At 56.1% G+C, this 16,290-nt stretch carries 13 protein-coding genes; 6 read left to right on the top strand and 7 right to left on the bottom strand.

From position 1 onward, the window contains the following. Positions 1-9 precede the first annotated feature (9 nt). From trkA to HMPREF1556_RS00910, 5 genes are read right to left on the bottom strand one after another with little or no spacing between them, the layout of a single operon-like run. On the bottom strand, positions 10-1,362 hold the full coding sequence (gene trkA / locus HMPREF1556_RS00890; RefSeq protein WP_021666285.1) for a Trk system potassium transporter TrkA: 1,353 nt from the start codon (positions 1,360-1,362) through the stop codon (positions 10-12). 23 nt (positions 1,363-1,385) lie between these two features. Further along, a complete protein-coding gene (dxs, locus tag HMPREF1556_RS00895; protein WP_021666286.1) occupies positions 1,386-3,302 on the bottom strand; it encodes a 1-deoxy-D-xylulose-5-phosphate synthase in 1,917 nt (638 codons plus the stop codon). Between the two features lie 13 nt (positions 3,303-3,315). After that, entirely contained in the window at positions 3,316-4,683 is a 1,368-nt protein-coding gene (gene hisS / locus HMPREF1556_RS00900) for a histidine--tRNA ligase (protein WP_021666287.1), read from the bottom strand. A gap of 41 nt (positions 4,684-4,724) precedes the next feature. Next, positions 4,725-5,219, bottom strand: a complete 495-nt coding sequence (locus HMPREF1556_RS00905) for a dihydrofolate reductase (RefSeq protein WP_021666288.1) — start codon at positions 5,217-5,219, stop codon at positions 4,725-4,727. A 28-nt stretch (positions 5,220-5,247) separates the two neighbouring features. Further along, positions 5,248-6,042: a thymidylate synthase gene (locus HMPREF1556_RS00910; protein ID WP_021666289.1), complete on the bottom strand. Its 795-nt coding sequence runs from the start codon at positions 6,040-6,042 to the stop codon at positions 5,248-5,250. A 314-nt stretch (positions 6,043-6,356) separates the two neighbouring features. On the opposite strand from HMPREF1556_RS00910, the gene HMPREF1556_RS00915 reads away from it, so the two are divergent. Genes HMPREF1556_RS00915 through tilS form a run of 6 tightly spaced genes read left to right on the top strand, consistent with a single transcriptional unit; the run spans position 6,357 to position 13,449 of the window. Then, positions 6,357-7,343 carry a D-alanine--D-alanine ligase gene (locus tag HMPREF1556_RS00915; protein ID WP_044125027.1) on the top strand — a complete coding sequence of 329 codons (987 nt, stop codon included), beginning with the start codon at positions 6,357-6,359 and terminating at the stop codon, positions 7,341-7,343. Positions 7,344-7,365: 22 nt separating this feature from the next. Then, on the top strand, positions 7,366-8,547 hold the full coding sequence (locus HMPREF1556_RS00920) for a 1-acyl-sn-glycerol-3-phosphate acyltransferase (RefSeq protein WP_021666291.1): 1,182 nt from the start codon (positions 7,366-7,368) through the stop codon (positions 8,545-8,547). Next, positions 8,548-10,095 (top strand): PepSY domain-containing protein, encoded by a 1,548-nt coding sequence (locus HMPREF1556_RS00925; protein ID WP_021666292.1) that lies wholly within the window; start codon positions 8,548-8,550, stop codon positions 10,093-10,095. It abuts the gene before it with no gap. Positions 10,096-10,100: 5 nt separating this feature from the next. After that, positions 10,101-11,207 carry a Nif3-like dinuclear metal center hexameric protein gene (locus HMPREF1556_RS00930; protein ID WP_021666293.1) on the top strand — a complete coding sequence of 369 codons (1,107 nt, stop codon included), beginning with the start codon at positions 10,101-10,103 and terminating at the stop codon, positions 11,205-11,207. Beyond that, complete coding sequence (locus HMPREF1556_RS00935) at positions 11,207-12,082, top strand: zinc ribbon domain-containing protein (RefSeq protein WP_021666294.1); 876 nt, start codon at positions 11,207-11,209, stop codon at positions 12,080-12,082. Before HMPREF1556_RS00930 ends, HMPREF1556_RS00935 begins: the two co-directional genes overlap by 1 nt. An 8-nt stretch (positions 12,083-12,090) precedes the next feature. Continuing rightward, positions 12,091-13,449 carry a tRNA lysidine(34) synthetase TilS gene (gene tilS, locus HMPREF1556_RS00940; protein ID WP_021666295.1) on the top strand — a complete coding sequence of 453 codons (1,359 nt, stop codon included), beginning with the start codon at positions 12,091-12,093 and terminating at the stop codon, positions 13,447-13,449. A 141-nt stretch (positions 13,450-13,590) separates the two neighbouring features. Here tilS and HMPREF1556_RS00945 read toward each other — a convergent pair whose 3' ends face one another. Continuing rightward, entirely contained in the window at positions 13,591-14,337 is a 747-nt protein-coding gene (locus HMPREF1556_RS00945; RefSeq protein WP_052332593.1) for a WGR domain-containing protein, read from the bottom strand. Positions 14,338-14,654: 317 nt separating this feature from the next. After that, positions 14,655-15,956, bottom strand: coding sequence for an acetyl-CoA hydrolase/transferase family protein (locus HMPREF1556_RS00950; RefSeq protein ID WP_021666297.1), 1,302 nt, complete (start codon positions 15,954-15,956; stop codon positions 14,655-14,657). Positions 15,957-16,290 lie beyond the last annotated feature (334 nt).

The following is a 16,290-nucleotide window of genomic DNA, read 5'->3' on the forward strand; positions in this document are numbered from 1 at the left end:
TTAGCCTAGCTAGAAGAGCTCCTTCAGGGTATTGAGTGGGAGGTCGTGGTAGAAGATCACGACATGATCATAGGGCTCCAGGACCGTATCCCCATCGATCATACAGGGACGGCCATTACGCATCATGCCTCCGAAGGTCATGTTTGCCGGGAGCTTGAGTTCACGTATAGGCTGACCGACGATACGAGAGTCACGGCGAGCTACGAGCTCTATGACCTCGGCATTGCTGACGAGGGAGAGGCAGGTCACTTGCCCCGTCTCCTGCCCTAGGAGCGTCCTGTAGATGTATCCAGCGGCGAGCAGTTTCTTATTGATCAGGGTACCGATGTCGAGGCGGTAGGCCAGCGGTATGTAGTCGATATTCTCCTCCTTAGCAACAGTCTTGTAGACGTTGTAGCGCTTGGCTGCTAGACAGGCTAGTACGTTGGTCTCGGAGTTCTCAGTGAGGGCGACGAAGATCTGAGCGTCCTCGAGTCCGACTTCTGTGGTGATCTCGGGGTCACGACCATCGCCGTGGTAGATCTCTACATTATGGGGTAGTTGCTCCGAGAGGCGTAGGCACTTCTCCTTGTCTATCTCGACGAGGGCGATCTGTATATCCTCGGGGATCTTAGAGATGGTACGTAGCGCCACAGGGCTAGCGCCCATGATGACCATACGGCGTACCTCGGGGGCTTCCTTACCCGTCAGCTTGCGTACCACATCGATATGATCGACGGCGCAGGTGAAGAAGACTAAGTCATTGTGCTCGATGAGCGTATCGCCTCGTGGAATGAGGGTATCGAAGTCTCTCTTGATGGCTACCAAGTGGAAGCTCTTCTCCTCCTCTACCTTCAGCAGGCTGGAGAGATCCTTGAGGTACTTCCCGACGATAGGAGCGCCATGGCGTACTTTCACCCCTACAAGTGCCAGAGCACCATTGAAGAGGGTGATGTACTGTCTTGCCCAGGGATACTCCGTGATCGCTGCTATCTCGTTGGCGGCGAGCTCCTCGGGATAGATCATCGAGTCTACGCCTAGCTCCTCCATGAGGGTATTGTACTCGCCCTCGAGGTACTCGGCGTTATTGATACGTGCTATCGTGTGTCGTGCCCCCACGCGCTTAGCGAGGAGGCAAGCCATGATGTTAGTGGACTCGTCTGGAGTCACCGCTACAAAGAGGTCTGCACCCTCTACGTGCGCCCGCTCCAGATCAGACAGGAGTGTAGGACTGCCCTCTACGGGCAAAACCTCCAGATGATGGCTTGCTCGCTCGAGCTTCTTAGCATCGGCATCCATCAGGACGATATTCTGCTCCTCGTTGGAGAGCATCTTCGCCAGGTGCGTCCCGACCTCACCGGCGCCAGCGATGACTATTCTCATGGTCTATCCTTTATCCAGTACGACTAATGGGCTAGGAGACGCTTCGCTGCTTGGTAGATCGACTCTTCGTCGAGTCCGCAGTAGAGCTTCTGCTCCTGAGGGGTACCATGCGGTATGAACTCGTCAGGCAGACCAAGCGTCTTGATACGTCCCGCATAGTCCTCCTGCATAGCTAGCTGTAGGATCGCCGAGCCCACACCTCCATTGAGGCAACCTTCCTCGATGGTGAGGATCTTCTGAGTCGAAGCAAAGACTGCTCGAAGACAAGCTTCATCAAGAGGCTTAGCGAAGACTAAGTCGATGTGCGCTACACTGTACCCTTCTGCCTGCAGACGCTCGACGACGTGTGAGGCAGAGACGCCTATAGGGCCAAGGGAGAGGATGGCTAGTGAAGAGCCTTCGCTCAGCACACGTGCTCGACCATGGGGGTAGGACTGCATTGGCTGCTGCCACTCCACTACAGAGCCTGCTCCACGAGGGTAGCGAATGGCTACCGGCCCTACCCAATCGAAGGCGGCGGAGTACATGAGATGCCTTAGCTGTACCTCGTCATAAGGGGAGCAGACAGTCATACTAGGTATGGTGCGGAGATAGGCTATATCGAAGGCTCCTTGATGTGTCGCCCCATCTTCGCCGACGAGGCCGGCACGATCGAGGCAGAAGACCACATGGCTCTCCGTCAGCGCTACATCATGGATGAGCTGATCATAGGCTCTCTGCATGAAGGTCGAGTAGATATTGCACACCGGGATAAAGCCTTCCGCCGCCAGACCAGAAGAGAAAGTTACGGCATGCTCTTCAGCGATACCTACATCGAAGGAGCGCTTGGGATACTTCTCCATCATAAAGGTCATCGAGCAGCCGGTAGGCATAGCGGGGGTGACGGAGACGATACGCTCATCCCGGTCCGCTAGCTCTACTAAGGTCTTGCCGAAGACGTCCTGATACTTCGGTGGCTGTGGTGTCGAGGAGACCGACTGGATACGCTCGCCAGTAGAGGGGTCGAACTTGCCTGGGGCATGCCATATCGTTGGTTCCTTCTCGGCGGGAATATATCCCTTACCCTTGGTGGTACTGATATGGAGTAGACGGGGGCCCTTCATGTCCCGGATATCCTGAAGCAGTTGTACCAGATGGACGACATCATGCCCGTCGGTAGGGCCTAGGTATCGGATACTGAAGCTATCGAAGAAGTTTGTCTGTCCGGAGAGAAGAGCTTTGATACGATTGTTGAAGCGCTGTAGGTCCTTGTGCTGATCCTCGTGTACGATGTGGAGCTTACGAAGCATACGATACATGTCGTAGCGCATGCTATTGTAAGTAGGATTAGTCAGTAAGTTGACCATGTGCCTATTGAGTCCACCGACGTTTTTGTCTATGGACATGTTGTTATCGTTCAGTATGATCAGCAGGTTGTTAGGGAAGGAAGAGGCATTGTTGAGCCCCTCGAAAGCCATCCCCCCCGACATCGCTCCGTCGCCGATGAAGGCGACGACGCGTCGGTCCTCTTCCTTGAGGGCAGTGCCTACAGCCATCCCTAGCGCTGCCGAGATGGAATTAGAGGCATGTCCAGCGGCGAAGGTATCGTACTCGCTCTCCGAAGGTATGGGGAAGCCTGCCAGACCACCCCAGGTACGAAGGGTGTGGAAGTCCCGTCGCCGTCCCGTGAGGATCTTGTGTACATAGGCCTGATGCCCTACGTCCCATACGATCCGATCATGAGGGGTATCGAAGACATAGTGCATCGCTACCGTGATCTCGACAGCACCGAGGTTAGCACCGAGGTGCCCCGGGATACTGGAGAGTGTAGAGAGCATAAAGTGACGGATCTCAGCACAGAGAGCAGGTAGCTGTTCTGCCTTGAGACGTCTTAGGTCGCTCGGGGTCTCTATCTGATCAAGTAGTGGGTATCCCTGCTCGTGGGTACTACTGTCTGGCATAGATTATCTGGCGTTAGTGCTGCAGAGCGAATGTATGGATCAGTTCGTCGAGGCTTAGCTTGGTCTGCTGACCCGTCTGCATGTTCTTTAGGGTGAAAGTTTCAGTAGTGCGCTCCTCCTCGCCCACGAGGATGACGTAGGGGATCTTCAGGCTATCCGCATAGCTCATTTGCTTCTTTACCTTCACGGACTCAGGATAGAGCTCACAGCGGAGGCCCTGACGGCGAAGCTGAGCGACGATCGGTAGTAGGTAGGCGGCTTCTTCCTCGCCGAAGTTAGCGAAGAGCACCTGCGTACCCGTCTCTGCTTCCTCTGGGAAGAGGCCCAGCTCCATAAGGACGTCGTAGATGCGGTCTGCACCAAACGAGATCCCTACCCCGCTCAGTCCCTCGAGACCGAAAATACCGGTGAGGTTGTCGTAGCGCCCCCCGCCGGAGATGCTTCCCATCGAGGCATCTAGAGCCTTGACTTCGAGGATAGCTCCGGTGTAGTACGAGAGGCCACGGGCTAGACTGAGGTCTACTACTAGTTCGGCGGAGAACTGGAGACGCTCCGTGTGGCAGAGGATGTACTCCAGCTCCTCGATCCCCTTCTGCCCCTCGGCGGAGCTAGCGAGTAGTTCCTTGAGTTGGGCGAGCTTCTCTCGGTTCGTCCCCGAGAGCGAGAGGAAGGGACGAAGCTTACCAATAGCTTCCTCTGAGAAGCCTTTCACCTTGAGTTCATCGAAGACCTTCTCCTCCCCTATCTTCTCTAGCTTGTCGATAGCCGTAGTTATATCGATGAGGCGGTCAGCCTCGCCAGCCACTTCGGCTATCCCGCCTAAGATCTTACGATTATTGAGGAGGATACGGACACGGAGCCCGAAGCGACGGAAGACCTCATCTATTATCCCTAGGAGCTCGACTTCATTGATCAGTGAGGTAGAGCCGATGACGTCGGCGTCACACTGGTAGAACTCCCGATAGCGTCCCTTCTGCGGGCGGTCTGCTCTCCAGACGGGCTGGATCTGATAGCGGCGGAAGGGGAGGGTAAGCTCAGATCGATGCATCACTACATAGCGGGCGAAAGGCACGGTGAGGTCATAGCGGAGCCCCTTCTCACAGGCCTTATTGGCAAAGTGAATAGCATTGCGCTCCAGGAGTTCCTCGTCGGATAGCTCCTTCAGTGCGTCCCCAGAGTTAAGCACCTTGAAGAGGAGGCGGTCTCCCTCCTCCCCGTACTTACCCATCAGGGTCGAGAGCTGCTCCATCGTAGGGGTCTCGATCTGTCGGTAGCCGTAGAGAGCGTAGACCTGGCGGATGGTGTCAAAGATATAGTTACGACGAGCCATCTCTATGGGGCCAAAGTCCCGCATGCCCTTCGGTATCGTTGGTTTCTGCATCTTCTTTATGTAGATAGATTTGTGATATACTTATGGGGAAGTCAATTCCTTCGCTGGAGTACGACCAGCACCGTCTCATATTCATTCCGCTCGTCACGAGGGAAGGTCGTCCGCTCGACTTCCTTCCACTCCCCGCTCTCGAGCTTCGGGAAGAACACCTCGGCGTCAGGGAAGGTCGCATCGACCTCGGTCAGATAGATCCGCTGTGCTCGCTCTAGGGTCTGGCGGTAGATCTCACCACCGCCGATGACGAAGACTTCGTCGTCGCTCTCGGAGAGGGTCTCTAGGGCTTCGTCGATCGAGGCGAAGACCTCTACCCCATCGGAGCTCTGAAGTGAACGGCTGATGACGACATTGCGTCGCTGAGGCAAGGGACCATTGGGCAGGGACTCAAAGGTCTTACGTCCCATCAGGATCGTATGCCCTGTAGTGAGCGCCTTGAAGCGCTTGAGGTCTCCAGGCAGGTGCCAGAGCAAGTCATTCCCCTTGCCTATAGCTCCATCCTTGGCCACAGCCACGACTATAGAGAGTAGCATAGTAGTATCGATTTGCCCGAGTAAGTGATCAGACCGAGACCTTGCCAGCGATATGCGGGTGAGGGTCGTAGCCTAGGAGCTCGAAGTCCTCGTAGCCGAAGTCCTCGAGCCGAGTGATAGTAGGGGTAAGGCGTAGCTGAGGGAGCTCACGAGGCTCACGCGTCAGTTGGAGCTCTACCTGCTCTATATGGTCACGGTAGATATGGACATCCCCAAAGCTGTGGACGAAGTCCCCTACTGCTAGTCCGGTGACCTGAGCGACCATGTGAAGGAGCAAAGCGTATGAAGCGATATTGAAGGGTACGCCTAAGAAGACATCAGCACTACGCTGATAGAGCTGAAGGCTCAGGCGTCCGTCGGCGACGTAGAACTGCATGAGGCAGTGGCACGGCGCTAGGGCCATCTCATCGATCTGCGCTACATTCCACGCCGAGACGATCATACGCCGGCTAGTGGGGTCACGACGGATCTGGTCGACGACCTGCTGTATCTGGTCGATGTGCCCGCCCTTGTAGTCGGGCCAGGAGCGCCACTGATAGCCATAGATCGGACCTAGGGAGCCGTCTTCGCGGGCCCATTCGTTCCAGATCCGCACCCCCTTCTCTTGGAGGTAGTGGACATTAGTATCGCCTCGGAGGAACCATAGGAGCTCATAGATGATACTCTTCAGATGGAGCTTCTTCGTCGTCAGCAGGGGGAAGCCCTTGCTGAGATCAAAGCGCATCTGATAGCCGAAGGTACTGATCGTACCTGTACCTGTACGGTCTCCCTTGTGATGCCCTTCACTCAAGATATGGCGGAGCAGGTCTAAGTATTGCTTCATTTCTTCCAATGCATAGTGCACAAAGATACAAAAATTAGTACCTGCCCCCTCGTACTAGCCGATTGAGAGCGAACAAGTCTTACCCGCCTAGTGGCACTACTGCTGCCTCCCTCGAGGTACCAGTAGCGCCTCCTCGGAGGTAGCAGTAGTGCCTCGAGGGGGATGGCGAAGGGCTTAGTTCGGAGGAAGCAAAACCAGAAGAAGTGAGGCGGGGCAAGCGCTTCCCCTATGGCTGTTCCAAGGCGATGAACGAGGAAAGATGTATTTTTGTTCTCTGTATAAATCATCCTATCAGCACGATCAGAATTCTAAATATGAATCGAACTCATATAGCTGTCATCGCCGGGGGCTTCTCGGGAGAGTATGCCGTCTCCCTGCGTAGCGCAGCTGGACTCCTCTCATGGATCGACCGCAGTCTCTTCGACCCCTATCTCATCGTCATCGAGCATACGGGCTGGTTCGTCCAAATAGAAGGCCAAGACCCTATCCCTGTAGACAAGTGTGACTTTAGCTTTATGCTGGGCGGGGAGCGCATCAAGCTCGACTACGCCCTCATCACCGTCCACGGTACCCCGGGAGAGAATGGGCTCCTGCAGGGCTACCTAGACCTGGTCGGCGTCCCCTACAATACGGGTGGGGTGCTGACCGAAGCGCTGACCTTCAATAAGTACTACTGTAATCGCTACCTCTCCACCTACCCTCAGCTCCGAGTGGCAGACTCGGTGCGCCTGAAGCGTGGCGAGGCTCAGCCCTCCACAGAGGAGCTCGTCGCTCGCCTCGGACTTCCCCTCTTCGCTAAGCCCAATGCTGGAGGCTCCAGCGTCGCTACGAGCCGTGTAGAGACGGCCGAAGCACTGGAGGCGGCGATTACCCTTGCCTTCGAGGAATGCGATGAGGTCCTCCTCGAGCGCTTCATCTCAGGGACAGAGGTCACCTGCGGGTGCTACCGCCTAGGCGACGAGATCTCAGCCCTGCCTGTGACGGAGGTCGTACCGAAGAATAGCTTCTTCGACTTCGAAGCCAAGTACCACGGTGCTGTCGAAGAGATCACCCCCGCACGTATCAGTAGCGAACTTACCGCCGAGATACAGGCGCTGACTCGCCAGATCTACCAGCACATCGATGCTCGTGGCATCATACGTGTAGACTATATCATAGAGCCAGACGGTATCCCTACCCTGCTAGAAGTCAACACGACACCAGGGATGACTCCGACGAGTTTCATCCCTCAGCAGGTAGCAGCTGCAGGGCTCACCATGCCTCAGCTCCTCACGGATCTCATCCAGGATCATCTTCGCTAGCCACCTATCACCTTAGCCAACTATGGATCTCAAGAAATACGAAAGCATCCGTCCCCTTGCCCCCGAAGAGGTGCAGGCAGCCATACAGCACCTGACGAGCCTCGAGCCTCTACGTGCCGTCTACGATAGACTAGGGCTAGGAGTCAGCTGGGAGGAGCTCGTCGCCGTACTCCGCACCTGTCAGACGGTGGAGGACTTCAAGAGTAAGGTCAGCTATCACTGGGTCAAGCACATCATGGCAAAGTGCTGTGCCTCGGTCGAACTAACAGGCACGGAGCACATCACGCCCCAAGGAGCCTACACCTACATCTCCAATCATCGAGACATCATCCTAGACTCAGCCTTCCTCAACGTCCTCCTCGCTGATGCCGGGGCGAAGTTCCCAGAGATAGCCATCGGGGACAACCTGATGCTCTACCCTTGGATCGAGACGCTTGTCAAGCTCAATGGAAGCTTCCTCGTCCGGCGTAACCTCCAGGGACGGGAAATCCTTCTCGCTGCTCGTCTCCTCTCCGAATACATGCATGATGCCATCCAGGAGGGTAAGAGCCTCTGGATCGCTCAGCGTGAAGGTCGCTCCAAGGATTCGACGGACAAGACCCAGCCTGCCCTCTTGAAGATGCTTGCCCTCGGTGCGCAAACGAAAGACTCTGAGCAGGCGCTCTCCCCTCTGAATATTGTGCCCGTGACCTGTAGCTACGAGTATGACCCCTGTGACTACCTCAAGGCTCAGGAGATGCAACTCAAGCGGGACGTCGAGGGCTTCAAGAAGAGCCCCTCGGACGACGGGATCAATATGCGCACGGGGATCTTTGGCTGGAAGGGAGAAGTCTCCTTCCACGTCGGCCGTCCACTCTCTGAGCTTATCGCTCTGGGAGAGGTACCCCTAGAGCGTCCCCTGAGTGTAGAGTCCATCGCCTCCCTCATCGACAGGGAGATCCATAGCCACTACAAGCTCTTCCCGATCAACTACATCGCCCTAGACCTCATCGACGGCGTCGAGCATCACTACGGAGCCTACACTGAGGAGGACAAGAGCCGTGCCCTCCAGTACATCGAGAGCCGTATCGAGCTCGTCCGCCTGCCCGAAGACCTGGAGCCAGACCGGGAGTTCCTCCGTCGCTGTCTCCTGATGATGTATGCCAACCCCGTGCTCAGCAAGCTGAAGGCAGAGCTGGAGACACAAGCTAGCCAGAGACCCTAGATGAAGGCAAAGAAGCTCCACAAGTACCTAGGGATACCCCTCTGTTTCTTCCTCTTCTTCGCTGCCCTCTCTGGGATCCTGCTCAACCATCGAGACCTACTCCAGAGTGTCGACATCCCTCGTAGCGTCCTCCCCCGATCCTATCAGTTCGTCGGGTGGAACAATGGTGCCGTCCGAGGCGTACTCCGCTCCGATAGCCTGGCCTATATATATGGCTCGGCAGGTGTCTGGGTCACCGACAGCAGTCTACGAAGCGAGGCTAAGCCTCTGGGGGCGGGCTTTGTCCCTGGAGCCGACGAGGCTAAGATCATGTCTATGGCACGTGATAGTGCCGGCGGGGTGTGGGTAGCCTCCCAGTACCGCCTTTACAAGCTTAGCCCCGAGGGTTCACGCTGGGTCGAGCAACCCCTTCCCTCCTCGGTACACGGCCGACTGGCCGACCTTCAGATCTCGGGCGACTCAGTACTGCTACTGAGCCGTTCGCTCCTCTACCGCCGTAGCCTCTCCTCGCCTGAGTGGACGACCTACGAACTCAAAAAGCCTGAGGGCTACACGGGTAAGATCCTCCTCTTCCAAATAGTCTGGGCCCTGCACAGTGGGGAGTACTTCGGTCTCGTAGGGCGTATCATCGTCGACCTCCTTGGCGTGCTGGTCATGATCCTATCCCTAACGGGGATCTGCTACACCTTCCTCCGTCGCCGACTCGTGAGGAGAAAGGATCGTGAGAGCACGAGAGCAGAGGAGGAGCAGAAGCATCGCCTCTCTAAACGCCTCTCCACAAACTTTAAGTGGCATAAGGCGATAGGCAGGAAGACCTTCTACGCTGTACTCTTTGTCTTCGTCACCGGCTGGGTGCTTCGTCCGCCCCTGATGCTACCGCTCGTCTTCACCAAGGCACAGCCCAACCGCTTCAGTAGCCTCTATAGTGATAACCCATGGTTTGACCGCCTACGAGCGATCCGTGAGGATAAGCACGAGGGAGGATGGCTCCTCTCTACGAGCGAAGGCTTCTACAGGCTCAAGGACTTCTCGGCAGTACCAGAGCCATGGGAGCTGCAGCCTCAGGTAAGCCCTATGGGTATCAATGGCTTCGCCCAGCGGGCAGACGGCTCGTGGCTCGTCGGTTCCTTTACCGGTCTCTTCGAGGTACACCCAGGGTGGGCAGAGCCTATACATAATTACTTCACGGGCGAGAGCGTCGGTGAGGTGAGGATGGGACCTCCTGTCGGCTCCTTCACGGTATCAGGGCTACTAGCAGGAGAGCGCCCCGAGGACGACCTCGTCTTCCTCTATGATCACGGAGCAGTAGGACGCACGGGACTACCAGACGGTGGGGCTCAGCTCCGCCCCTTCGCACCCCAGCCTGAGGCGCTCAACGAGAGCCCGTATTCTCTCTGGCAGGCTGCCTTAGAGCTCCACGCCGGTCGCCTCTATCAGCCCTTCCTAGGCTCATGGGGTACAGCCCTCTTCATCTTCTTCTTAGGCTTAGCCTCCGTCATCGTACTCATCACGGGGCTCAAGCGTAGAAGTCCGAAAAAGAAGCACTAGTCATCATGATACGGATACAGGACATCTGGAGCGCCATCACCGAGCTGCTCCCCCCCGCTCTCCAGGAGAGCTACGACAACTGTGGCCTGCAGGTCGGAGACCCTTCGCTACCAGCCACGGGAGTGCTCTGCTGTGTAGACATCACGGAGCAAGTACTCCAGGAGGCTCTCCAGAAGAAGTGCAACGTCATCATCGCCCACCATCCTCTTCTCTTCAAGGGACTGAAGCGAATAGGGACGGAGAGCTACATAGAGCGCTGTGTACGCTTCGCTATCCGTCACGACCTGGCGATATATGCAGCGCATACCAATGCAGACAATGCAGACGGCGGACTCAACTATCTTCTCGCCGAGGACTTAGGACTCTCTCAGGTGACGAGCCTCGAGCCTCAGAGGGGGACACTTATGGAGCTCGTGACCTTCGTGCCCACTCAGTACGTCAGCCATGTCTCCGAGGCCCTCTGGTCAGCAGGTGCAGGGAAGATCGGCGCCTACGACAGCTGTAGCTACCGTAGTGAGGGTACGGGTACCTTCCGAGCCCTCGACGGGGCTCATCCCTTCGTGGGAGAGGTAGGCAGTCTCCATGAGGAGCAGGAAGAGCGCCTCAGCGTGACCTTCCCCGCCTACCTTCAGCCACAGGTAGAGCGAGCCCTCCTCTCGGCTCATCCCTACGAGACTCCCGCCTATAGCATCACGAGCCTAGCGAACCTACACCCCAGGATAGGCGCAGGTGTCATCGGTGAGCTTGCAGAAGAAGAGCCACTAGAGTCCTTCCTAGAGCGCATCGCTCGCTACTTCCGTACCGACCAGCTCCGCTACAGCGTGACGCCAAAGACCCATGTCAAGCGTATCGCCATCTGCGGAGGTGCTGGTGCCTTCCTCTGGTCCAAAGCCCGACGGGCAGGCGCTGATATTCTCATCACAGGAGAGGCTAAGTACAACGACTACTTCGACTGTGAGGGCGCTCCTATCCTAGCCACAGTAGGCCACTACGAGAGCGAACACATTGCTACTAGGCTCTTTGCACAGATCATCTCACAGAAAATGCCTAACTTTGCAGTCTATCAAAGTGAGTTAGACTCCAATCCTATAAAAGCGTTACAGCACCCATAATGGCGAAAGAAACAACGACAAAGAAGACGACTACAGCAAAGAAGTCTACCAAGGCTAAGGCAGAGACAGCAGTGGCTGAACCTGAAGTAAGCACTACGGTAGCTACTCCTGAGGCTAATATCAACTCTGCTGATCGCACCATCGCAGACAAGCTCATAGCACTGAGTCGCCTGCAGGAGACCTTCACTAAGATCGACCATATCAAGACCCTTAGAGGCGAACTCCCCCTCGAAGTACAGGATCTAGAGGATGAGATCGAAGGAATGGAGACACGACTAAAGCATCTCGAAGAGGACAGCAAGCGCCAAGTCCAGGCTGTCGCTACTGAGAAGGCTAAGATCCAGAAAGCGCAGGACCGCATCGAGCAGTTCAAGGAACAGCTTAATAATGTCAAGAACAACCGCGAGTACGATAACCTCTCTAAGGAGATCGAATTCCAAGGCCTCGAGATCGAACTTTCGCAGAAGCGCATCAACGAAGGCAACACAGAGATCCAGCACCGCAAGGAGCGTATCGCCTCCCTCAAGGAAACTATCGCCGAGCGTCGTGTAGACCTAGAAGCTAAGCAGGAGGAGCTCTCTCGTATCAAGGGTGAGACCAAGCAAGAAGAAGAAGCTCTGCGCTCTGAAGTCATCCGACTCGAAGAGGGTATCGAGGAGCGTCTACTACATGCCTTCAACCGCATCCGTGAGGGTGCTCGCAATGGTCTAGCCGTAGTGCCTATCGACCGTGATGCTTGTGGTGGCTGCTTCAATAAGATCCCCCCCCAGCGTCAGGTAGACCTGAAGCTTCACAAGAAGATCATCGTCTGCGAATACTGTGGTCGTATCCTCGTCGACCCCGAGCTGGTAGAGGAAGCTCACCAGCATAACTAAGCTACCTCATGCACCATACACTCGAGCAGCGGGTCGCTGAGACCATCGAGTGTCATGGGCTCGTAGCCAGCTACACAGACAAGATATACATAGCCATCAGCGGAGGGGCCGATTCGGTCGCTCTGCTGATGGCTATGCTTGCTCTAGGCTATAGGGAGCGTCTTGAGGCACTGCACTGCAACTTCTCCCTCCGTGCCGACGAGAGTGATGGGGACGAAGCCTTCGTATCGGCTCTCTGCCAGCATCACGGTATTCCCCTCCATATAGAGCGCTTTGATACCCAAGCCTATGCCCGAAGGGAAGGGGTATCTATCGAGATGGCTGCTCGAGCTCTGCGCTATAGCTGGTTCTCTACCTTCTACAGGGAAGGGAAGACGGTCATAGCCGTAGCTCACAATGCCGACGACCAAGTAGAGACGCTCCTGCTGAACCTATCCATGGGCACCGGGATACGGGGGCTCAGCGGGATGCCCTTCAGTAAGCCTTCGGAGGGGATCATCCGCCCGCTACAGACCTGTTCTCGGGAGCTCATCCTCACCTACCTCAGTGATCTTCGTCAGGACTATCGAGAGGATAGTAGCAACGAAGAGCTTCAATACAAGCGCAATCTCATCCGTCATCGTCTCATCCCTCTCTTCGAGGAGCTCAATCCCTCTTTCCGAGGGGTAGCCCTTCGGACGATCGATCATCTTCGTTCGGCAGAAGCCCTCTATCTAGAGACCATTGAGCGCTACCGAGAGGAGCTACTCACCGAAGACAAGATCGAGCTTCATCCCCTACTCCATCACACTGAGCGTAGTACGCTACTCTTCGAACTTCTACGCCCCTATGGCTTCAGGCGTGAGGTGATCATGGATCTCGAAGAGCATCTGAAGAAGGGCGGAGAAGCAGGTCGGAAGTTCCAAGCTCCACGCTACATCCTCTACCATGGCTCTAGGTACCTGGAGCTCCTTCCTAGGGAAGAAGGGGAGAAGGTCAGCCTAAGTATCGACCTCACCTCTAAGGGGAGCATGCCCCTACCCTTCGGTGGGAAGCTCTCCTGGGAAGTACTCCCTATGGAGGAACTGCAGGGAGCTCTCCGAGTACCAACCACTGTGGCTCTCTTCGACTACGACCTACTAGGAGCAACGACGCTCACCCTACGCTCTCGAGAGGAAGGCGATGCGCTACGCCCCTATGGGATGAAGGGGAAGAAGCTCCTTCGACGTATTTTCATCGACGGGAAGTACACCCACCAGGAGCGGAGAGAAGCCCTGCTCGTCTGCAAGGGCTCAGCACCACTCTGGCTCGTGGGGCACGTAGCTGATAGCACCTATGCCCTTAGTGTTCATACTCGCAAGGTACTACGCCTCACCTACCATCCCTAGCCTAAGCCCTCTCACTCCATTACCACATCTTTCACTCCTGCCCAAGCCTAAGGGACCTCGGAGGAGTATAGTAAAGGGAGACGCCCACCTAGCATCGAAGCTAAGTGGGCGTCTCCCTTTATTTCTCGTGGGCTGATCCGTCTAGACGAGGGGGACGGAGCTAGCATACGTCTCTAGGTCTGACCGCTCCTCAGCTAGGAGTTCTACTGAGCAACGCACCGTGACACCAATGCTCTTGAGCTTGCCAAGGCGCTCTAGGGAGCGAAGGGCTAGCTCATAGAGTTGCTTGGACAGCTCACCAGTGATCTTCACCTGAGCCAGCGCGAGGGCTACGATGACTCGATCGGTACGTCTGAGTTGCTCGAGCGTATCACGATCCCCCAGAGTGATCCCTCGTTGTGCTTCGAGCTCGCCCTTAGTCTCACCTTTAGGAGGACAGAAGGGCAGGCGATAAAGCTTCATCAGGAGGGAGGCAGGATAATTGGTTAGATCTGCCTTAGGTCTACGGCGGAGCAGGTCACTCAGTTCCCATAGGGCGTCACTCCCCTCATCATTGCCAAAGGGAGCGGCATCCTGGATGCTCGAGTAGTAGACCTCTGAGGAGAAATACCTGCGGAAGGCAGGATGGCTGGTCAGAGGATGAAGGCCTGTCTCATCATCATCATAGTAGAAGGATTGGTTGGGATCAAACTCTGGGTAGTCTTGGTAGCCAGCCTTGATCTTGGTGTCGACCAACTGCTGGGCTCGCTCTTCGCATTCGGTCTCGCTCGAGAAGGTCTTTACCTCGTAGCGCCCCGATGTACCTATCTTCCCCCAATTAGTCATCAAGTCTGCTCCCAGCGTCTCAATTCGCCAGAAGCGCTCTGCTTGATGATCAGAAAAACGCATTACTCTCAGCATACTTGTGTGGCCATAAGTGGGTGAGGGCCTTCATGCTCGGCGGTGTCACTATGGCAAGACTTGTACGACATAGGCCCCATTAGTATCTAGGCAAATGTAGGCATTTATCATATAAAAAACTATTTATCGGATAAATTCACCCCAAATCGTGGGACTGCCCCACCAAAGGACTACCTACTTTGAGGGAGAGGAGCGGTCTTGTGTGCATAGATCAGTACGACTTCGGTCTAAAGACAAGTGACGACTACCTAGGTTCATCAGGGTAGTCGTCGCTCAATTCGTCGGAAGGCTCTGGTCGGTGCTCGCTAGGAGAAGCGCTCCTCGATGGCTGCCATCAGCCCCGGGCGGAAGTCGGGATGGGCGATGCTCACGAGAGCAAGAGCACGCTCCCTCAGCGTCAGCCCCCTTAGGCGCACTGCCCCGTATTCGGTAGCGATGTAGTCGACCTCATTACGCCCCGAGGTCACCGTAGCTCCTGGGGGAAGGACGGGGACAATACGGGAGACTGTCCCGCCCTTAGCTGTGGAGGTGAAGGCCAGGATCGAGCGTCCACCCCGGGAGCGCTTAGCCCCACGAAGGTAGTCGACCTGACCGCCCGTTCCGCTGAACTGCTCCAAGCCAATCGCCTCGGAAGCTACCTGCCCGTAGAGGTCGATCTCCAGACAGGAATTGATCGAGACCATGCGGTCATTCTGCCCGATGACGTAGGGATCGTTCATGTGGTTCACGGGGTACATCTCGATCATCTCGTTATGATCGATGAAGTCGTAGAGCGCCTTGGAGCCCATGATGATCGAGCTAGCTACCTTGCGGTGATGCAGGGTCTTCTTCTCCCCCGTCACATGCCCCGACTGGATCATATGCATCACGCCGTCGGTGAACATCTCCGTGTGTAGCCCCAGATCTTTGCGCCCCTGGAGGCACTGCAGGACAGCGTCGGGGATCGCCCCGATACCTATCTGGAGCGTGTCGCCATCCTCGATGAGTTCGGCACAGATCTCACCGATGCGCTGCTCTACCTCGCCTATGGGAGCGGGGGGGATCTCTACGAGAGGGCGGTCTACGGGGACGATGTAGTCGAGCTTCGTGACGTGGATGAGATTGTCTCCGCCGATGAAGGGCATCTGCTTATTGACCTCCGCCACGACGATGCGGGCACATTCGGCTGCGGGCTTCGTGTAGTCACAGGAGACGCCGAAGGAGCAGTAGCCCTCTTCGTTGGGCTCGCTCACCGAGATGAAAGCGACGTCTACGGGGTAGACCCCCTCCTCGAAGAAGCTAGGGAGTTCATGGAAGTGACAAGGGAGGTAGTCGACTCGCTTCTCACGGAAGGCAGGGCGACTATTCTTGTCGAGGAAGTTAAGGATAGGCTGTACATGCCCCTTCATCTCGGGGCGCAGATGCCACGGCTCTGCGAAGTACAGCATGTGGAAGACCTTGACGTCGGTCAGTCGCTCTCGGTCTTCGAAGAGGGCCTTCGACAGATCGCTGGGAGCAGCGACGGCGTGTCCGAAGACCAGGAAGTCACCGCTCTTCACCGCTGCTTGTACGGCGCTGAGAGCAGTCGTTGTGTGGCTGGCGTAGTACTCTTGCCAATTAGTACTCATTGCTATTAGCTCTAGTTAGTGTGAGAGTGCTCCTTCTCTACCAAAGGGGGAGGGCCTTTGCTCCGAGATGAGAGCCGTTGAGTCGTGCCATGGTGCAGACAGCCTTCGTCTGTGTCGGTGACGAAGACCATTCAAAGATACATATTCCCCCGAAATCTCCCATGCTTCTCTTCCCCTCCATGCTTGAGGCTAAGTGGGCGGGAAAGCAAGGGTCTCTGAAGGGGCTTTTTCTCTGAGAAGAGCGACCCGCCGACTTCCCGCTGTCTATCAGGGATCTAGAGGGGGGATCAGAGAGGGGCTTCAGCGACCTACGGTAGGTCGTCGAAAAAACCTA

Source organism: Porphyromonas sp. oral taxon 278 str. W7784, assembly GCF_000467855.2.
Lineage (GTDB): Bacteria > Bacteroidota > Bacteroidia > Bacteroidales > Porphyromonadaceae > Porphyromonas.